Origin of the sequence: Thermus oshimai DSM 12092 (assembly GCF_000373145.1) — a bacterium.
GTDB lineage: Bacteria > Deinococcota > Deinococci > Deinococcales > Thermaceae > Thermus > Thermus oshimai.
This window is the reverse complement of record NZ_KB890602.1, coordinates 117,282-134,087: the sequence shown is the minus strand read 5'-3', so window position 1 is coordinate 134,087 and position 16,806 is coordinate 117,282. Positions and strand designations below refer to the sequence as shown.

Here is a 16,806-nt window from a genome sequence, read left to right as displayed (position 1 = left end):
CTTACTCCCAAAGCCCGAGCACCCGGAGGAGCTCGCTTCCCGTGGTCACCCCGGCCCGCACCTGGAAGAGCCCCACCTGGGGAAGACCCCGGTGCCCTTTGGCCCGGGCCCGGGCCCTGAGCTCCCCCTCCCCTGCCCCTTGGCCCAGGAGGTAAAGGTCCTCCCGGTCGGGGGCGTACACCTCGTAAAGCCCAACCCGCCCACGGTACCCCGTGCCCCGGCAGAACGGGCACCCCTCCCCCCGCATCTCCCCTTCTGGGGCCTCCTCCCCGAAGAAGAGGCGGGCCTCCTCGGAAAGGGGCGCGGGCCTGGCGCACTGGGGGCAGACCCGGCGCACCAGGCGCTGGGCCACGGTGCCGATGAGGGTGGAGGCCAGGAGGTGGCGCTCCGCCCCCATCTCCAAAAGCCGGGTCACGGCGGCGAGGGCGTCGTTGGCGTGCAGGGTGGCCAGGACCAGGTGGCCGGTGAGGGCGGCCCTCAAGGCGGTGTCTAGGGTGTCGGCGTCCCGCACCTCCCCCACCAGGATCACGTCCGGGTCCAGCCGGAGCACGCTCCTCAAGGCCTCGGCGAAGGTCAGGCCCACCTTGGGCTGGATGGGAATCTGCACCACCCCTTCCAGGGGGAACTCCACTGGGTCTTCTATGGTGATGAAGGTCTTCTCCCGGGTGTAGAGCTGTTCCAGGGCGGCGTAAAGGGTGGTGGTCTTGCCGCTTCCCGTGGGCCCGGTAACGAAAAGGATGCCGTAAGGGCGCTTCAAGAGGCGCTGGAAGAGGGCGAGCTCCTCTGGGAGCATACCGAGTTCCGAAAGCCCCAGGCGGACCCCGGTGGGGTAGATGATGCGCAGGGTGAGCTTCTCCCCGTGGAGGGTGCCCACGGAGGCCACCCGCACCTCGTAGCGCCCCCCCTCAAAGGTAAAGGTGAAGTGCCCGTCCTGGGGACGGCGCTTCTCGGCGATGTCCATGCCCGCCAGGACCTTGTAGCGGGCAGCCAGGGGCCCCTCCAGGTCCTTGGGCAGGCGCTCCAGTTCCTGCATCACCCCGTCCACCCGGGCCCGCACCCGGAGGTGGGTCTCCTCGGGGTCCAGGTGGAGGTCGCTGGCGGAAAGGGCGATGGCCCGCTCCAGGAGGGCCTGGGCCAGGCGCACCGCGGGCATGGCCTCGAGGGTGAGGTCCACCTGGGCGGCCCCCTCCTGGCCCCTCCGAACCGGTTCGCCCTTGGGGCGGGCCTCCTCCGCTAGGAGGCGGTCCAAGGCCTCCAGGATCTCCCGGTCCGCGGCCAGGTAGGGCACGATCTCCTTGCCCGTGAGGAAACGAAGCTCGTCCAGAAGGGCGAGGTCCGAAGGGTGGGCCATGGCCGCGTGCAGGCGGTTCCCCTCCACCTTGAAGGGGAAGACCCGCTTTTCCCGGGCCAGGCGGGGGTCCAGGAGGCGCAGGGCCTGGGGGTCCGCCTGGACCTCCGCCAGGTGGACCAGGGGGGCCCGTTGCTGGTCGGCCAGGGCCCGGAGGAGGTCCTCCTCCTTCACGTACCCCCGCTTGAGGAGGATCTGGCCCAGAAGCTCCCCCGTGCGGGCCTGCTCCTCCAAAGCGGCCTGGAGCTGGTCCTCTCTCAGGTAGCCGAGCCTTAGGAGAAACTCACCGAGCTTGGGCCGGAGCAACCTCCACCTCCCAGGCGTAGACGGTCCTCGCCCCGAGGGCGCTCTGCTGCAAGGGGCCCACCCGCCCCCCAAGCCTCATGGCCAGGGTCAGGGGGGCGTAGGGGTCCAGGGCCAGGCCCTTTAGGTGCAGGCGGTCCTCCCGGGCCTCCAGGCGGGTGAGCCAGAGGGTCCCCGGCCGCTCCCCCGCCACCTTCAGGATGGCCTCGAGGCCCAACCCCTGGGGCCTTGCGGGCTGAAAAGCCTGCTCCCGGAGAAGGGCCACCTGGCGCCTTAGAGCCTCGGCCTGGGCCCGTTCCCTTTCCGCCCTCTGGCCCAGAAAGCTCTGCCCAAGAAGCCCAAAGACAAAGAAAAGGGCGGCCAAGAAGGCCGCAAGCTGCGCCTCCCGGGGAAGGCCCTCCCCCAGGGCCCTCCGGCGGTAGCGGAGGTCCAAAAGGGGCCCGGAAGCGGTAATGAAGTCCTCCAGGTCCAGAGGTACCTTTTGCTCCACCCGCCGAGCCGGAAGCTCCGCTGGGAGGCGGGGGGGTTCGGGTAGGCCCAAAAGCCAGGCCTCGTCCACCGGGTCCGGCCGCCCGAAAAGGGCCAGGGAGCGGCGGATCTCCTCCGCAAGCTCCGGGGTGCCCTCGTCCGCGGGGAGGGTAAGGTAGCGGAAGCCCTTCAGGACCCCCCCTTCAAAGAGGGCCACGCTGTGGGCCAGGTTCTCCACCACCAAGAGGCTATGCCCCTCCCCTTTGGCCAGGGCGTAGCGCCAAAGGGCCAGGGGCAGGGGCTCCACCCGGAAGGGCCGAAGCCGGGAAAGGAGGGCCGCCCCCTTCCGGGGCAGGGCGGCGTAGAGGACCCGCACCCGCCTTTCGTCCTCCGGCCCCACCAGGAAGTAGTCGGCAAGGAGCTCCTCCCCCGAAAAGAGGGGGCTCCGCTCGGCCTCGGCCAGGACCGCCTCCTCCAGGGGGAAGCCCTCGAGGCTGGGAAAGGCCTGGAAACGCAAAAGGGCGAACTCGGGGCCAAGCCCGACGTACCCCCGGCCCGCCCCCGCCTCCCTAAGGGCCCGGAGGAGCCTTTCGTACCGAGGGCGGCCTTCCCCGTCCAGGAGTCCCTCCACGGAAAAGGCCCCCACCTCCCCACCCTTCAGGCGGAGAACGCGGTCGCGGAGAGGAAAGAAGAGGGACATAGCTATAGCCTACAGGGCTCTACACGGTCCGTTGGGCCTACAAGAAAAGCCATACTCCAAGCGAATCCTTTGCCCGGAAGGACAAGGAGAAGCGTTGGTCATGCAGAAAATCAATGCAAGGTGTATCGGTGTATTGGAAACAGGATTGTTGAATCTTAGCCGTCGCAACACTAGTGTTTGCTTCTGCCCTGATGTAGAAACTTCACAGGAAGGTATCTGAAAGGAAACCGGGACTTGAGTTGGGGGTGAGAAGTTTTGGTAGTAATAACACGAAAGGAACTGGTTGTAGCTCCCCCACCCCAGCTCCACAATCCATACCCGATACCCTGAAGGCCTAAGAACCTCTATTTGCTGCAAATAGAGAGGTCGCCCACTCTGATTAACCCACCTAACATCCCTGACTTCCCGATTACCCACGCCCTGCGCTAAGTGTGCTCTGGAAAGATCAATCGGAAAGTCATCTGAACCAGGTAGCGGTTGGCCTCCAAGGGCAAGCCCCACTCGCCGGGTAGCCGTTATCGTGGCCACCGGTTCCCCCCCCCAGGTCAGGTCTAAGGTAAGGCTGCGCCCATCGCAGCTAAACCCGCCCCCATACCCCCCCTGCAGGGTAAGGGGGACCCCGTTCCGCAAAACCTGCCCCTCAGAAAGGGCGTAGGTCACAGGACCAGAAGGTAGGCTGAGGTTGGCTTCTGTGGGGGTGCAGGTCAGGGCGGCACTCAGGAGAACGTCCTCCGTGAGGCGGGCCCGGACCTCCTGCAGGTCCGCCTGGAGCTGGGCCTCCGCCTGGGCCCGCCGGCTTCCCTCCCCCATCCGCCCCAAAAGGAGAGCCAACCCCAGGGCGAGAACCCCCAGGAGGGCCAAGGCCACCGCCAGTTCGACTAAGGTCAGGCCACGCTTCATGGTCAGAACCTCTGATGGGTGACCAGAGCGGTCACCAGCTGGTTCCCTTTGAGGATCCGCACCTCATACCGGGTTAGGGTTCCCTCGCTAAAGGAGCAGACCTGGTAGGAAAACCCTCCGCTCAGGTCTTCCGGCAGATCGCAGCCTTCCAGAGGAGGGGTGGGATCGGCCCGGTAGCCCTCCAGGACTGCCTGGGCTTGGGTCAGGGCCTCCTCGAGGGCCGCCATCTCCTGAGAGGCCAGGAGAACCCGGGTAAAGGGCTCCAGGACAAAAAGCGCGAGGATGGAAAGGGCGAGGAGCGCAAAGGCGATTTCCAGCAGGGTAAGACCCCTTGTCTTCCCTGACCCGGCAGGCTTCGGCCCACCTAAGAGCCTCATGGGTTCTCCTCCCAGGCCACGATGCTCCCCCCGCTCACCGTGGCCGCCACCCTCCAGCGCACCGTGAGGCCATAGGTTAGGGGGCCGCCCGCGGTCTCCCCTTCCCCCACGTACCGGGTACCCCCGGCTACGCTCTCTGGGGGAAGGTACCGGTAGCGCCCCAGGCTCTGGCCGTCCACGCTCACAGAGAACCAGGTGTTGGGGGTAGTAGCCCCCTCAGCCACGGCACGGAACACCGCGCTTTCCGCCAGGTAGCGGGCCTGGAGCCGGGCCACCTCGTGGCGGTAGCGCTGGACGTCCATGTAGTGGAGCAGGGAAACCGGAAGGGCTAGGGCGGCGAGGACCAGCACCGCCACCAGGATGTAGAGAAGGGCGCTACCCCTTTGCATGTGCCTCCCTCAGTTTACGGTGTCGGGGTGCCCCCTAAGGCAGCGGATGGGCACAGTTACCGTGCTGGAGTTCACGGCGATGAGAGGAACAGCGCAGGCCTCGTCGGCGAAGAGGTAGGCTAGGCGCTCCCCCGGGTTGCACCGGGCGTTCCCGTTATGGTCCCAGTAGGCCAGGGTAGCGTTCCTTTCGGAAGGGCAGGAGGAGGAAAGGCGCAGGTCGGTGGGGCTACCCATAAGGGCTTTGAGCTGGTTCCAGGTGGGGGCGGTGCGGTGGCTGGCCACATGGATGGCGTAGGCCGAGCGGAGGTTCCGCAGGGTTTCTTGCCTCTGGGTTTTCCGGGCCTCCGCCTGGAGGTCCAGGTAATGGGGAAGGACCACCACGGTTAGGAGGCCCAAAATGAGTAAGATCACAGGTAACTCAACCAGGGTCAGCCCTCTAGCCACCACTCGCTGCCCCTTATAAGGGCAAACCCCCGGGCCATGCCCGGGGGTTTGCACTGTCTCCATGGATCTCCTTATTTAGTCAATGTTGCCCTTGATGCACCGAATGGCAGTAGTGGCGTCAGCTACAGCAGTAGAACAGGCATCATTGGAGTAAAGGGTAGCCACTCCCTCACCAGTGTCAGCCGTGCCATCACCGTCGTAGTCCATGTAAACAACGCCCCCGGTGGAAGCAAGCTTCAACTCCGTTGGAGCATCCTGAAGAGCTCCTTGGAGTTGAGTCCAGTTTGGATAGTTACCACTATTCTTTGCGATGTAAATCGCGTAGGCCGAGCGGATAGAACTTAGAGTTGCCTGGCGCTGGGACCTGCGCGCCTCCGTGGTCATATCCACAAACCGCGGCACCGCGATGGCCACCAGGATGCCGATGATGACGATAACGATGGCCAACTCTATCAACGTGAAGCCCTTGCTGTTCCTCATCTCTGCCTCCTTCCAGGGCGCTCATCCGCCCTCACCCTGAGGCTAAAAAGAGGGTGTGAAAAACCTGTGAAAGCCCCAGGGCGGCGCCATCTTAACAAACCCCCCCGCTCCCTCCGCAACCCCCTTTGGGGAATCCCTCACACCCCAAACCCCGGCCCCCCTTTAAGCTAGGGCAATGCACCTTCTCCTCCTTCTCTTCTCCCTGGCCCTGGCCCAGGAAAACCCTCCTGGGGCCCAAAGGGCGCTCACGGCCATCCTGGTCCTGGAGGAAACCGTGCTGGAAGAGGGGGCTTTGCGCACCTACGTGGGGAGCCAGGCCTACCCCGTGGGAAGCGAGGCGGAGCTTAGGACCCTCCTCAAGCGGCTCGCCCGCCCCCCCAAGCCCCCCCGCTTTATCCTGGAGGAGGACCGCTGGAAAGGGGTGGAGAAGCGGGGCCTGAGCTTCGTGGAGGAGGAGGCCCTGGCCGCTTACCGGGAGGCCCTTAGGGCGGGGAGGAAGAGCTTCCGCCTCCCCGTGCGCTACACCCTCCCAAGCCCGAGCCTAAGAGACCTCTACGCCCAGGGGGTACGGGAGCACCTGGCCACGGGGGAGACGGGTTTTAGGGGGTCCAGCCCGGAAAGGGTCCACAACATCCGGACCGCCACCTCGCTTTTGGACGGGATCCTGATCCCCAAGGGGCTTTTCTCCTTTAACCAGGCCCTAGGCCCCATCACGGAGGAAAGGGGCTTCAAGGAGGCCTTCGTCATCGTGGGGGACCGCACGGAACAGGGCCTTGGGGGCGGGGTGTGCCAGGTGTCCACCACCCTCTTCCGGGCCTTCTTCTTTGCGGGCCTTCCCATCCGCGAGCGCCACGCCCACAGCTACCAGGTGGCCTACTACCGGCCCACGGGCCTGGACGCCGCGGTCTTCCAGCCCCACAAGGACCTTAAGGTGATGAACGACACCCCAGGGGCCCTTTGGGTGCAGGCCTCCATCCAGGGGTACACCCTGCGGTTTCACCTCTTCGGCACCAAGGACCGGACCGTGGCCTGGAAAGGGCCCATCTTCCTGGAAAGGACCCCGCCCCTTCCCCCCAAGGAAATCCCGGACCCCACCCTCCCCCCCGGGGCGAGGAAGCAGGTGGACTTCGCCGCAGAAGGGGCGGTGGTGGAGGTAAGGCGCTACGTGCGCTACGGGGACGGGCGGGGGGTGGAGGAACGCTTCTTAAGCCGCTACCGCCCCTGGGGGGCGGTGTACCTGGTGGGGCCTAGCCCACGAGCTCCAGGAGCACCGCCCGCTCCACCGGCAGGAGGCGGTGGGGCTCCGTGACCCGGGCGGCCTCCCCCCGTTTCAGGTGCAGGTAGCGCCCCTCAGGGAGGTCAATCACCAGCTCCCCTTCCAGGAGGAAGTAAAGCCTGGGGAGGCCGGGGCGCGCCTCGGGGGCCTCCAGGGGGTAGGCCCTTAGGGGAAGCCCGGGGACCTCCAAAGGACCCTGGCGGGCGAGGCGCAGGAGGTGGAGCTTGAAGCTTTCCATCAGGCGCCCGCCACGGCTTCCTTCTTGGCCCGGCCCTTTCGCATGCGGAGCTTGAAGAGGGCCTTCTTTGCCAACCTGGCCTCGGCCTCGCCCAACGCCTTCCCCTGGGCCAGGGCCTCTAAGGCCCCCCGTTCCTCCGGGGAAAGCTCGGAAAGGAAGGGCCGAAGCTCCTCCCAGTCCTGGGGCTTACCCTTGGGAAGCCCCTTTTTCCTCGAGGCCCCCCCTTGGCCTTTGGGGGCTTCCTTGGGGAGAAGGGCGGGGTCGTGGAGGGAGCAGGCGGGGTTGATGCAAGCCCCCTCCCCCTTCTTCACCAAAGGCCAGCCGCACCCGGGGCAGGGGGTGGGGAGAAGGGGGTAGAAGGAGAGGAAGTCGCAGGCCTTGTTCTCGCAGCGGTAGTAGGCCTTCCCCCGCTGGCTCCGCTTCTCCAAGACCCTTCCCCCGCACTTGGGGCAGGTCCAGGAGGTCACCTTGGCGTCGTCCCGGGTGTAGTCGCACTCCGGGTAGCCCGTGCAGGCGATGAAAAGCCCGTAGCGGCCCCGCTTGCGCACCAGGGGGCGGCCGCACTTGGGGCAGGCCTCCTCCAGGGGCTCGTCCACCTCCAAGGGCTCGGTGTAGGTGCACTCGGGGTAGCCCGTGCAGCCTAGGAACTGCCCGTAGCGGCTCACCTTGAGCTCCAGGGGGCGGCCGCACTTGGGGCAGGTCTTCTTGGGCACCTGGGCGAGCTCCTGAAGGAAGGGCTCGTAGAACTCCAGGACCACCTTGGGCCAGGGGGCCTTCCCCTCCTCCACCTGGTCCAGGCGGTCCTCCATACGGGCGGTGAACTCGTAGGCCACCACCTGGGGGAAGTGGCGCCTCAGGTAGTCCGTGACCTCCCGGCCTAAGGGGGTGGGGAGGAGGGTGCGGCCCTTCCTTTCCACATACCCCCGCTTCTCCAGGGTCTCGAGGGTGGGGGCGTAGGTGGAGGGCCGGCCGATGCCAAGCTCCTCCAGGGTCTTCACCAAGGTGGCGTCGGTGTAGCGGGGCGGGGGCTCGGTGGTCTTCTCCTCCGGCTTCACTTCCAAAAGCCGGGCCTCGGCCCCTTGGGGCAGGGCGGGCACCGGGGGCTCCTCCTCGTCCTCCTCCCGCCCCCAGACCTTGAGGTAGCCCTCAAACTTTAGCACCGAACCCGAGGCCCGGAAGAGGAAAGGCCCCCCCTTCAGGAAGACCACCGTGCTCTCGTAGAGGGCGTCCCGCATCTGGCTCGCCAGGAAGCGGCGCCAGATGAGGTCGTAGAGGCGGTACTCCTCCTCCGAAAGGTGGGGCCGGACGGACTCGGGGGTGCGCCTAGGGTCCGTGGGGCGGATGGCCTCGTGGGCGTCCTGCACCCCCTCCTTGCGGTTTCTGTACACCCTGGGGCTTTCGGGCAGGTACTCCGGTCCGAAGACCTCCCCGATCACCCCCCGGGCCAGGGCCAGGGCCTCGGGGGAGACCCGCACGGAGTCCGTGCGCATGTAGGTGATGAGGCCCACGGTGCCCTCGGGCAGGTCCACCCCCTCGTAGAGGCGCTGGGCGATGCGCATGGTGCGGCTTGCGGTGTAGCCGAGCCTCGAGGAGGCCGCCTGCTGCAGGGTGGAGGTGGTGAAGGGGGGTGGGGGGGCCTTGCGCCGCTCCTTGACCTCCACCCGCTCCACCCGGTAGGGGAAGCGCAGGGCTTCCTGCGCAAGCCGCCTGGCCTCCCCCTCCCCCTTCAGGTGGAGCCTCCCCTCCTTCTCCCCCTGCCCCGTCCAAAGCCGCTTCCCCTCCACCTCGTAAAGGGAAGCCCAAAGGTCCTGCCCCTCCGCCTGGAAGCGGCCGTGGAGGAGCCAGTAGACCTCCTTCTTGAAGGCCTCGATCTCCTCCTCCCGCTCCACCACGAGCCTCAAGGCCACGCTCTGGACGCGGCCTGCGGAGAGGGCCCGCTTGCGGAAGGCCTGGGAGAGGAGGGGGGAGAGGTTGTAGCCCAGGAGCCGGTCTAAGACCCTACGGGCCTGCTGGGCGTCCACCAGGTTCTGGTCTATGGGCCTGGGGGCCTCCACCGCCTGGCGCACCACCTTGGGGGTGATCTCGTGGAACTCCACCCGGATGGGCTCTTCCGGATTCCGGCCCAGGAGGCGGGCGATGTGCCAGCCGATGGCCTCCCCCTCCCGGTCGGGGTCGGTGGCGATGAGGAGGCGCCTGCCCTTTGCGGCCTTTTTCAGCTCCTCCACCACCCCCTTCTTCTCCTTCTTCACCTCGTAGGTGGGGGCGAAGTTGTTCGCCACGTCCACCCCCAGGGTCCTTTCGGGGAGGTCCACCACGTGGCCCTTGCTGGCCCTAACCTCGTACCCAGGGCCCAGCATCTTGCCGATGCTCCTCGCCTTGGCGGGGGACTCCACCACCACCAAAACCCCCCCGCCCCCCTGGGGTTCACTGCGCCTGGACTGGCCCCGTTTAGCCGGCATCGCCCCCATTTAGGGGGAAAGAGGGCCTTTTGTCAACCCCTAAGCACCCCAGCGCGGTTCCGGAGGAGGGCGCTCCTAAAGGCCCGGACCACCTCCTTGTCCAGGCGGCCCTGGGCGGCCTCCTTGGCCAAGGCCTCCAAGGCCTCCTCCGGGGGTAGGGGCTCCCGGTACGCGCGCACGCTGGTGAGGGCATCGTAGATGTCCGCCGCGGAGAGGGCCTGCACCAAAAGGGGCACCTCGGTGAGGCCGTCGGGGTAGCCGGAGCCGTCCGGCTTCTCGTGGTGCCAGCGCACGTAGGGCCGTAGGCGGGGGTGGGCCCGGAGGGGCTTTAGGATCTCGTCCCCCACCTCGGGGTGCCGGCGGATGAAGGCCCACTCCGCCTCCGTAAGGGGGTAGTCCCCCCGCAGGATGTGGTCGGGGATGGCGATCTTGCCGATGTCGTGAAGCAGGGCCCCCATCTTGAGGTCCTTAAGCTCCTCTGGGGAAGCCCCAAGCTCCTCCCCGGTCCAGAGGGCATACCGGGCCACCCGCTCCCCGTGGCCCGCGGTGTAGGCGTCCTTGGCCTCCACCGCCCGCATGAGGACGAGAAGGGTCTTTTCCAGCTCCTCCACCTCCTCCTGCAGCCGCCGCCTTTCCAGCTGGCCCTTCACCCTTAGGCGGAGCTCGGCCAGGTCCAGGGGGCGGTTTAGGAAGTCGTCCGCCCCCGCCTCGAGGCCCTTCAGGCGGGTCTCCCGCTCCCCATCCGCGGTGAGGAGAATGACGGGCAGGAAGGGGTCCTGGGCCTTCACCGCCCGGATGAGCTCGAGGCCGTCCATCACGGGCATGTGGAGGTCGGTGAGGACCAGGTGGAAGAACTTTTCCCGTAAAAGGTCCAGGGCTTCCTTCCCGTTCCTGGCCTCCGCCACCTCCACCCCCAAGGGGGCCAGGGCCCGCATGAGGAGAAGGCGCTGCGTGGGCTCGTCGTCCACCACCAGAACCCGCATCCCTTACCTCCCCACCGTGGGGCGCACCGCCCCCGCGGAGGCCAGGCGGTGCAGGCAGAAGGCCACGTAGTCCCAGGGAAGGCCGAGCCTTTCGGCGATCTCCCCCACCGAGGCCCCCCGGGCCAGGAGGTCCCCCGCGGCCTTCAGGAGGTCCCGGCAGGGGACCTGGGCGGGAAGGGGGCCCACCCCGTCAGGGCTAAGCTTGGTCAGCCCATCCGGGCTAAGCTTGAAGCGGGCCTCTTTGGGGGGAAGCGTATCCCGGGCGCGCTCCAGCTCGTCCGTGAGGGTCACCAGGCTGAGGAGGGCCCGGTCCAAAGGCCAGTTCAGGCGGTGCTTGTGAGGTGGCCTGGCCTGGGGGATGAACTCAAAGCTCCCCTCCCGGGCCCTAAGGAGGGCCTGGAGCACCGCCTTGGCGGCCAAGGGGGGAAGGGGTTTCCCCTTCTGGTCTAGGGAGCGGAGGTAGCCCGGCTTGAGGTAAAGGGTGGTGGCGGGTACCCCCTTCACGTTCCAAATCTCCAGCGCCCCCTCCTTGTGGCCCAAGGCCTGCAGGAGTTCATCCAAGGGCAAATCCTTGAGGTTGCCAACCAAAGCCATAAAACCCGCCTCCTACCATGTAGGATAGACACGTCCTGTGAAAAACCCTTGAAAGTTTGCTAGAATGGCCTTTCGTGTTGGTGCGCCCCGCCCTCCTCAAAGACCTTCCCCCACCCCCCGAAGGCCTTTTCGGCCGGGCAGGGCCTTTGGTGGTGGAGGTGGGGTTTGGGGACGGGCGCTTCACCGCCCTCTACGCCAAGCTTCACCCGGAAAGGCTCGTCCTGGGGGCGGAGGTCTCTTCGGGGAGCGTGGTTAGGGCCCTAAGGCGCTTCCGGCGGGAAGGGGTGGAAAACGTCCGCATCTACCACGGGGAAGGGGCCTTCGCCCTGAGAAACCTGGTGCCCCCGAGGAGCGTCTTAGAGGTCATCGTCAACTTCCCGGACCCCTGGCCCAAGAAGCGCCACCAGGAAAATCGCCTCCTCCAGAGGGGGTTTTTCCGTAAGCTTTCCACCAGGCTGGTGGAAGGGGGGAGGCTCCTTCTCACCACGGACCACGAGGAATACTTCCGCTTCGCCCTGGAGGAGGCCCTGTCCACGGGGCTTTACCGGGTGGAAACCCCCCCGCCCCCGCCCCTCCACCTCACGACCAAGTACGCGGAGAAGTGGAAGGGAGAAGGCCGCCCCTTCTTCCACGCGGTCTTCACCAAAGAGGCCGAGGACCACGCCCCCTGGCCCCCCCTAAGGAGGTACCCCATGGCCCACGCCCTTCTGGAAGGCCCCTTACCGGAACACCTGCCCCTTTCCAAGACCGTCCTCCCCCTGGAAGGGGGGGTGGCGGTGCTCCTAAAGGCCCTTAAGGACGAGGAGGGGTTTTACGTGCTGGCCCACGTGGAGGAGGAGGACCTCACCCAGGACCTCCTTCTGGAGGTAAGGAGGAGCGCCCACGGGGTCTACGCCGGGGTGAGCCGCTTCGGCCACCCCCTCATCACCGAGGGGGTGAAGGGGGCGGTGCGGGGCCTGGTGGAGCGCCTAAAGGCCTTGGGCCTTAGGGTGGTCCAGGACCACACCTAGTAAGATGACCCCATGAGGCTTCCCCCGCGCCGGGACTCCTTGAAGTGGAGCGCCTACCCCGAGGGGGTCCTGCCCCTCTGGGTGGCGGACATGGACTTCCCCGTGGCCGAGCCCATCCAGAAGGCCTTGAAGGAGCGGGCGGAGGGGTTTTTGGGCTACCCCCCCAGGGAGGGGGATGGGGAGCTTAGGGGGCTCATCCTGGAAAGGGCGGGGCTGGAAGGGGAGCTCGTCTTCATGCCTGGGGTGGTGGTGGGGCTCTACGCCGCGGTGGCCGCCTTCACCGCCCCCGGGCAGGGGGTCCTCACCCAGGTGCCCATCTACCCCCCCTTCCTCGCCGCCATCCGGGAGCAGAAGCGCACCCTTCTCGCCAACCCCCTAAGGGAAACGGAGGCGGGGTGGCGGCTGGACCTCCAGGGCCTGGAAAGGCTGGCCTACGCCTCGAGGCTCCTCCTCTTCTGCCACCCGCAAAACCCCACGGGCCGGGTCTTCACCGAGGAGGAGCTGGAGGCCATCGCCCACATCGCCCGCAAGCACGACCTCATCGTGGTCTCCGACGAGCTCCACGCCCCCCTCACCTACGAGAGGCCCCACACCCCCCTGGCCCGCTTCCTCCCCGAACGGACCCTCACCCTGGTGGGCCCGGGCAAGGCCTACAACCTGGCGGGCCTGCCCATGGGGGCGGCCATCGGACCCAAACCCTTGGTGGAAGCCCTAAAACGCCACCTACCCCACACCTTCCCCAACGTCCTGGCCATGGCCGCCTGGAAGGCCGCCCTCCTGGAGGGGGGGGTCTGGCTTGCGGAAACCCTGCGGCAACTCCGGGCCAACCGCGACCGGGTGGCCGCCTGGGCCAAAGCCGTGGGCCTCGGCCACTTTCCCCCGGAGGGGACCTACCTGGCCTGGCTCAAGACCCCCATCCCCAAGGCCGCGGCCTTCTTCCTGGAAAGGGCCAAGGTGGCCCTGAACCCGGGGGAGAACTTTGGGGAGGGGTACGGGGCGTACGTGCGCCTCAACTTCGCCACCTACCCCGAGGTGCTGGAGGAGGCCCTAGGGCGCCTGCAACAGGCCCTAGACCAGGGCTAAAAGCGCTTAAACCCCCCGCCTCCGGGCGGGGGGTTTTCCTAGGCCCTTACTGGACCACCTCCACGGGGATCCGCTTGGCCCGGGCCTCCGCCACCTTGGGCATGGTGAGGCGGAGGATGCCGTGGCGGAACTCGGCCTTGGCCCCGCTGGCGTCCACCTCCACGGGCAGGGCGAAGGTGCGGACGAAGGAGCCGTGGGCCATCTCCTGGAGGTAGTAGCGCCGGGCCTTCTCGTCCGTGCTGGGCCGCACCTGGCCGCGCACGGTGAGCTTGTTGCCCTCGAGGCTCACCTCCAGGTCCTCAGGGGAGAGGCCGGGCACGGCCATCTCCAGGATCAGGGCCTCGTCCGTCTCGTAGAGGTCCGCCGGGGCCACGTAGGCCACCGCGGGCCGGGCCAGGTCGCCCAAGGTCTCCTCAAAGAGCCGGTTCACCTCCTCGAGAAGGGAGAAAGGACCCCAGGTCCGGAAGGGCGTGAGTTCGCGGCCGTCCCGACGTACCAGGGTCATGCTCATCACCTCCATCCTGCTTATATCATATGCGCCTAGTATTGTCAAGTACCCTCCTGCCCATGCGCTTACCCATGCGCCCCCTATAATCAAGGCATGGAGCTGCCCGAAGACAGGGTGCTGGTGGACACCCGGCCCAAGGAGGCCTACCTCCAAGGCCACCTGCCCGGGGCCCGGCACCTGGACCTCTCCGCCCCCCGGTTGCGCCTTAGGGAGGAGGCGGAACTCCAGGCCCTAGAAGAGGGCCTCACGGAGCTCTTCCAGGGTCTGGGGCTCAAAAGCCCCGTGGTCCTCTACGACGAAGGGCTCACCAGCCGCCTCTGCCGCACGGCCTTCTTCCTGGGGCTTGGGGGGCTGGAGGTGGAGCTTTGGACGGAGGGCTGGGAGCCCCTGGCCATGGAAACGGGGGAGGTGCGCCCCAAGCGCACGGACACCACCGCCCGCCTACGGCGGGACTGGCTCCTCACCGCGGACGAGGCGGCCCGGCACCCCCTTCTTCTGGACGTGCGGAGTCCCGAGGAGCATAGGGGCCTGGTCCACCCCCCCTGCTGCCCCCGGGGGGGGCGGATCCCGGGGAGCCGGAGCGCCCCCTTAGAGCTTTTCCTTAGCCCAGACGGGCTCCTGGAGAAGCTGGGCCTGAAGCCGGGGGAGGAGGTGGGGGTCTACTGCCACTCCGGGGCCCGGAGCGCGGTGGCCTTCTTCATCCTGAGGAGCCTGGGGGTGCGGGCGCGAAACTACCTGGGCTCCATGCACGAGTGGCTCCAGGAGGGCCTTCCCACCGAGCCATGAGGGTCTACCGCCTCACCGTGGGCCCCTTGGGGGAAAACGCCTACCTGGTGGAAACCCCGGAAGGGGCGGCGCTGATAGACCCCGGGGACGAGGCGCAAAGGATCCTGGACCTCGCCCAGGAGGTTGGGCTCACCCCCAAGGCCATCCTCCTCACCCACGCCCACTTTGACCACCTGGGGGCGGTGGCCCCTTTGGTGGAGGCCCTGGACCTTCCCGTCTACCTCCACCCCCTGGACCTGCCCCTTTACGAACGGGCGGAGGAGGCCGCGGCCCTTTGGGGGTTTTCCATCCCCAAGCCCCCCCTTCCCGTAAAGCCCCTGGAGGAGGGGATGCGGCTTTTCGGGTTCACCGTCTGGCACCTGCCCGGGCATAGCCCGGGGCACGTGGCCTTCCTGCACCCGGACCCCCCTCTGGCCCTCTCGGGGGACCTCCTCTTCCGGGGGAGCATCGGCCGCTACGACCTGCCGGGGGCGGACCCCAAGGCCCTTTTCCGCTCCCTAAAGCGGCTTTTGACCCTTCCCCCCGAAACGCGCATCCTGCCGGGGCACGGGCCGGAGACCACCCTGGGCCTCGAGGCCCAGACGAACCCCTTCCTGATGGGGTTAGAATGGGAAGCGTGAACGGGGCGGACGCTCCCCAAAAGGGACAGCTGGAAGCGCTCAAGGCCCTTTACGGCCTTCAGGAAAAGGACCTGGAGCTGGACCGGCTAAAGGAGGAGGCGGAGGCCCTGCCCCAGGAGCTCCTTTCCGTGCGAACCCAGGTGGAGGCCCTGGAGGAACGGTTGGCGGAGCTTTTGGAGAGGCAGGCGGAGCTGCAGAAGGAGTACAACCGCCACAGCCTGGACCTGGAGGACCTCACCGCCAAGGAGAAGCAGGCCGAGGCCGAGCAGCGCCAGGCCCAAAGCGCCAAGGAGCAGACCCAGTACGAGAACCGCATCCAGCAGATCCGGGACCGCATCCGCGAGCTTTTGGAGCTCTCCACCCCCCTCATGGAGGCCATGGAGAGCCTCGAGGCGGAGATCGCCCAGGTGGAGGAAGCCCTTTCCCAGATCCGGCCCCGCCTGGAAGCCCTCCTGGAGGAGAACGCCCGACGGGTGGAGGGGCTTAAGGGGGTCATCGCCCTCAAGGAGGAGGAGCGGCAGGCCATGGCCCAGGGCATCCCCCAGGCCCTCCTCAAGGAGTACGAGGCCATCCGCCGGGCCCGGAAGGGCATGGGCATCGTGCGCATGCAAAGGCAGGGGAACGCCTTCCGCTGCGAGGGGTGCAACGTGGTCCTGCCCACCCACGTGGCCCAGAAGGTGGTGCAGGGGCAGGTGGTGCGCTGCCCCACCTGCGGCCGCCTGCTCCTTAAGGGGGATTAGACAAGCCGGGCCGTAAGGCGGATCTCCCCCACCCCGGCCAGGGCCCGGGAGACGGGACAGCCCGCCTTGGCCTCCTCGGCGATGCGCAAGAACTCTTCCGGGGCGATCCCCGGCACCTCGGCCTCCGTGACCAGGTCTATGCGGGTAATGGTGGGCCGGCCCTCCACCATCTCCAGGTGCACGTGGGCCTGGGTGGCAACCCGCTTGGGGGGGTAGCCCGCCCGCTCCAAAGCGCCGGAGAGGGCCATGGAGAAGCAGCCCGCGTGGGCCGCGGCGATGAGCTCCTCGGGGTTGGTGCCCGCCCCCTCTTCAAACCGGGAGGGGAAGGAGTAGGGCCCCTCAAAAGCCTGGCTCTCTAGCCGCATGGAGCCCTTGCCCGTGCGCAACCCGCCTTCCCATACCGCGCTGGCCTTTCGTACCGGCATAAGGACCTCCGGCTCCCACTTTAAAAGGGCCTTCCGCTCTAATCCTGCCCCGCCTTACGTTTCCCAAGGGCGTAGGAGTAGAGGACCAGGGAGAGGGAAACCAAAAGGAGAAGCCCCAGGAAGGCCAAAAGCCCCAGGCCCCTCGGGGGCAGGAAAAGGGCCACCCCCCCAAGGCCCCAAGCCCCCAGGCCGCGGCCCGGTGGACCCGCCGCCACACCCTGGGGTCTCCCAGGGTCCAGGGGGTGCGCACCCCGGCGAAGGGGTTCTGGGGAATCCGGGGGAGGTAAAGGGCCAGGAAGAGGAAGAAAAGCCCCGCCACGCGGAAAAGGGGGGGCTCCGCCCACCAGCCCGCATAAACCCCCACGAAGGCCAGGTAGAGGAAGAAGAAAAACCAGGCCAGGCCCACCATAAGCCCCTCCAGCCCCTTGCCCTTAGGGTCCAGCCGGGGAAGGAGGGCCAAGGGGGGAAGAAGGGCCGTCATGGCCAAGGGGAAGAGGAAGAGGGCCTCGAGGCGGCTTCCGAAGCGGTCGGGCTCCCCCCAGAGGTTCCAGTGGACGGGCAGGGGCTCGGGAAGCCTGGGGTAGAGCCAAAGGGCCACCCCCCACAGGAGGAAGAGGGGAAGGGCCACCAGGAAGCCGTACCCGCGCACACCCCCAGTCTAGCCTTAGGATGGAG

The 16,806-nt window shown here is 67.4% G+C and carries 20 protein-coding genes; 6 read left to right on the top strand and 14 right to left on the bottom strand.

What is annotated here, in order from left to right; all coding sequences use genetic code 11:
• Position 1: 1 nt before the first annotated feature.
• From B043_RS0100795 to B043_RS0100770, 7 genes are all read right to left on the bottom strand, one after another.
• Complete coding sequence (locus B043_RS0100795; protein WP_018460584.1) at positions 2–1,654, bottom strand: GspE/PulE family protein; 1,653 nt, start codon at positions 1,652–1,654, stop codon at positions 2–4.
• Positions 1,632–2,819 carry a type IV pilus biogenesis protein PilM gene (locus B043_RS0100790; protein WP_018460583.1) on the bottom strand — a complete coding sequence of 396 codons (1,188 nt, stop codon included), beginning with the start codon at positions 2,817–2,819 and terminating at the stop codon, positions 1,632–1,634. The genes B043_RS0100795 and B043_RS0100790 overlap by 23 nt, the downstream gene beginning before the upstream one ends.
• Positions 2,820–2,828: 9 nt before the next feature.
• Entirely contained in the window at positions 2,829–3,719 is an 891-nt protein-coding gene (locus tag B043_RS13445; RefSeq protein ID WP_081623124.1) for a prepilin-type N-terminal cleavage/methylation domain-containing protein, read from the bottom strand.
• 2 nt (positions 3,720–3,721) lie between these two features.
• Positions 3,722–4,096: a hypothetical protein gene (locus B043_RS12175; protein ID WP_018460582.1), complete on the bottom strand. Its 375-nt coding sequence runs from the start codon at positions 4,094–4,096 to the stop codon at positions 3,722–3,724.
• Entirely contained in the window at positions 4,093–4,485 is a 393-nt protein-coding gene (locus B043_RS0100780; RefSeq protein WP_018460581.1) for a hypothetical protein, read from the bottom strand. The genes B043_RS12175 and B043_RS0100780 overlap by 4 nt, the downstream gene beginning before the upstream one ends.
• Positions 4,486–4,494: 9 nt before the next feature.
• Positions 4,495–4,896 carry a hypothetical protein gene (locus tag B043_RS0100775; protein ID WP_018460580.1) on the bottom strand — a complete coding sequence of 134 codons (402 nt, stop codon included), beginning with the start codon at positions 4,894–4,896 and terminating at the stop codon, positions 4,495–4,497.
• A gap of 108 nt (positions 4,897–5,004) precedes the next feature.
• Positions 5,005–5,409 (bottom strand): type II secretion system protein, encoded by a 405-nt coding sequence (locus tag B043_RS0100770; protein ID WP_018460579.1) that lies wholly within the window; start codon positions 5,407–5,409, stop codon positions 5,005–5,007.
• A gap of 175 nt (positions 5,410–5,584) precedes the next feature.
• Here B043_RS0100770 and B043_RS0100765 point away from each other — a divergent pair, with 175 nt between their 5' ends.
• Positions 5,585–6,718: a VanW family protein gene (locus tag B043_RS0100765; protein ID WP_018460578.1), complete on the top strand. Its 1,134-nt coding sequence runs from the start codon at positions 5,585–5,587 to the stop codon at positions 6,716–6,718.
• Here B043_RS0100765 and B043_RS0100760 read toward each other — a convergent pair.
• From B043_RS0100760 to B043_RS0100745, 4 genes are read right to left on the bottom strand one after another with little or no spacing between them, the layout of a single operon-like run.
• Positions 6,657–6,923, bottom strand: coding sequence for a hypothetical protein (locus B043_RS0100760; protein ID WP_016328688.1), 267 nt, complete (start codon positions 6,921–6,923; stop codon positions 6,657–6,659). The two genes, B043_RS0100765 and B043_RS0100760, sit on opposite strands and share 62 nt — an antisense overlap.
• On the bottom strand, positions 6,923–9,382 hold the full coding sequence (gene topA / locus B043_RS0100755) for a type I DNA topoisomerase (RefSeq protein ID WP_026234060.1): 2,460 nt from the start codon (positions 9,380–9,382) through the stop codon (positions 6,923–6,925). Before topA ends, B043_RS0100760 begins: the two co-directional genes overlap by 1 nt.
• A gap of 32 nt (positions 9,383–9,414) precedes the next feature.
• Complete coding sequence (locus B043_RS0100750) at positions 9,415–10,365, bottom strand: HD-GYP domain-containing protein (protein ID WP_018460576.1); 951 nt, start codon at positions 10,363–10,365, stop codon at positions 9,415–9,417.
• A gap of 3 nt (positions 10,366–10,368) precedes the next feature.
• The gene (locus tag B043_RS0100745; protein WP_018460575.1) at positions 10,369–10,959 is read right to left on the bottom strand and encodes a DUF4388 domain-containing protein; all 591 of its coding nucleotides are present in this window, start codon (positions 10,957–10,959) and stop codon (positions 10,369–10,371) included.
• 74 nt (positions 10,960–11,033) lie between these two features.
• Between B043_RS0100745 and trmB the strand changes: the two genes are divergently transcribed.
• Both trmB and B043_RS0100735 read left to right on the top strand, forming a co-directional pair.
• Complete coding sequence (trmB, locus tag B043_RS0100740) at positions 11,034–11,969, top strand: tRNA (guanosine(46)-N7)-methyltransferase TrmB (RefSeq protein WP_018460574.1); 936 nt, start codon at positions 11,034–11,036, stop codon at positions 11,967–11,969.
• Positions 11,970–11,981: 12 nt separating this feature from the next.
• Positions 11,982–13,052, top strand: a complete 1,071-nt coding sequence (locus B043_RS0100735; RefSeq protein ID WP_016328683.1) for a cystathionine beta-lyase — start codon at positions 11,982–11,984, stop codon at positions 13,050–13,052.
• Positions 13,053–13,098: 46 nt separating this feature from the next.
• Here the strand turns inward: B043_RS0100735 and B043_RS0100730 are convergent, their stop codons facing one another.
• Positions 13,099–13,557 carry an Hsp20/alpha crystallin family protein gene (locus B043_RS0100730; protein ID WP_026234059.1) on the bottom strand — a complete coding sequence of 153 codons (459 nt, stop codon included), beginning with the start codon at positions 13,555–13,557 and terminating at the stop codon, positions 13,099–13,101.
• Positions 13,558–13,653: 96 nt separating this feature from the next.
• Between B043_RS0100730 and B043_RS0100725 the strand changes: the two genes are divergently transcribed.
• The 3 genes from B043_RS0100725 to B043_RS0100715 are packed head-to-tail and all read left to right on the top strand — an operon-like array spanning position 13,654 to position 15,706.
• The gene (locus tag B043_RS0100725; RefSeq protein WP_018460572.1) at positions 13,654–14,346 is read left to right on the top strand and encodes a sulfurtransferase; all 693 of its coding nucleotides are present in this window, start codon (positions 13,654–13,656) and stop codon (positions 14,344–14,346) included.
• Entirely contained in the window at positions 14,343–14,966 is a 624-nt protein-coding gene (locus B043_RS0100720; protein WP_018460571.1) for an MBL fold metallo-hydrolase, read from the top strand. Before B043_RS0100725 ends, B043_RS0100720 begins: the two co-directional genes overlap by 4 nt.
• Positions 14,954–15,706: a zinc ribbon domain-containing protein gene (locus B043_RS0100715; protein WP_016328679.1), complete on the top strand. Its 753-nt coding sequence runs from the start codon at positions 14,954–14,956 to the stop codon at positions 15,704–15,706. Before B043_RS0100720 ends, B043_RS0100715 begins: the two co-directional genes overlap by 13 nt.
• Here the strand turns inward: B043_RS0100715 and B043_RS0100710 are convergent.
• Complete coding sequence (locus B043_RS0100710; protein ID WP_016328678.1) at positions 15,703–16,131, bottom strand: OsmC family protein; 429 nt, start codon at positions 16,129–16,131, stop codon at positions 15,703–15,705. The genes B043_RS0100715 and B043_RS0100710 overlap by 4 nt on opposite strands.
• The gene (locus B043_RS12495; RefSeq protein WP_051073583.1) at positions 16,046–16,780 is read right to left on the bottom strand and encodes a DUF1648 domain-containing protein; all 735 of its coding nucleotides are present in this window, start codon (positions 16,778–16,780) and stop codon (positions 16,046–16,048) included. Before B043_RS12495 ends, B043_RS0100710 begins: the two co-directional genes overlap by 86 nt.
• Positions 16,781–16,806 lie beyond the last annotated feature (26 nt).

What these genes read in the sequence shown, in the direction of transcription:
- B043_RS0100790 (WP_018460583.1), bottom strand. Translation starts at nt 2,819, where the DNA reads ATGTCCCTCTTCTTTCCTCTCCGCGACCGCGTTCTCCGCCTGAAGGGT.
- B043_RS13445 (WP_081623124.1), bottom strand. Translation starts at nt 3,719, where the DNA reads ATGAAGCGTGGCCTGACCTTAGTCGAACTGGCGGTGGCCTTGGCCCTC.
- B043_RS12175 (WP_018460582.1), bottom strand. Translation starts at nt 4,096, where the DNA reads ATGAGGCTCTTAGGTGGGCCGAAGCCTGCCGGGTCAGGGAAGACAAGG.
- B043_RS0100780 (WP_018460581.1), bottom strand. Translation starts at nt 4,485, where the DNA reads ATGCAAAGGGGTAGCGCCCTTCTCTACATCCTGGTGGCGGTGCTGGTC.
- B043_RS0100770 (WP_018460579.1), bottom strand. Translation starts at nt 5,409, where the DNA reads ATGAGGAACAGCAAGGGCTTCACGTTGATAGAGTTGGCCATCGTTATC.
- B043_RS0100765 (WP_018460578.1), top strand. Translation starts at nt 5,585, where the DNA reads ATGCACCTTCTCCTCCTTCTCTTCTCCCTGGCCCTGGCCCAGGAAAAC.
- B043_RS0100760 (WP_016328688.1), bottom strand. Translation starts at nt 6,923, where the DNA reads ATGGAAAGCTTCAAGCTCCACCTCCTGCGCCTCGCCCGCCAGGGTCCT.
- topA (WP_026234060.1), bottom strand. Translation starts at nt 9,382, where the DNA reads ATGCCGGCTAAACGGGGCCAGTCCAGGCGCAGTGAACCCCAGGGGGGC.
- B043_RS0100750 (WP_018460576.1), bottom strand. Translation starts at nt 10,365, where the DNA reads ATGCGGGTTCTGGTGGTGGACGACGAGCCCACGCAGCGCCTTCTCCTC.
- B043_RS0100745 (WP_018460575.1), bottom strand. Translation starts at nt 10,959, where the DNA reads ATGGCTTTGGTTGGCAACCTCAAGGATTTGCCCTTGGATGAACTCCTG.
- B043_RS0100735 (WP_016328683.1), top strand. Translation starts at nt 11,982, where the DNA reads ATGAGGCTTCCCCCGCGCCGGGACTCCTTGAAGTGGAGCGCCTACCCC.
- B043_RS0100730 (WP_026234059.1), bottom strand. Translation starts at nt 13,557, where the DNA reads ATGACCCTGGTACGTCGGGACGGCCGCGAACTCACGCCCTTCCGGACC.
- B043_RS0100725 (WP_018460572.1), top strand. Translation starts at nt 13,654, where the DNA reads ATGGAGCTGCCCGAAGACAGGGTGCTGGTGGACACCCGGCCCAAGGAG.
- B043_RS0100720 (WP_018460571.1), top strand. Translation starts at nt 14,343, where the DNA reads ATGAGGGTCTACCGCCTCACCGTGGGCCCCTTGGGGGAAAACGCCTAC.
- B043_RS0100715 (WP_016328679.1), top strand. Translation starts at nt 14,954, where the DNA reads ATGGGAAGCGTGAACGGGGCGGACGCTCCCCAAAAGGGACAGCTGGAA.
- B043_RS0100710 (WP_016328678.1), bottom strand. Translation starts at nt 16,131, where the DNA reads ATGCCGGTACGAAAGGCCAGCGCGGTATGGGAAGGCGGGTTGCGCACG.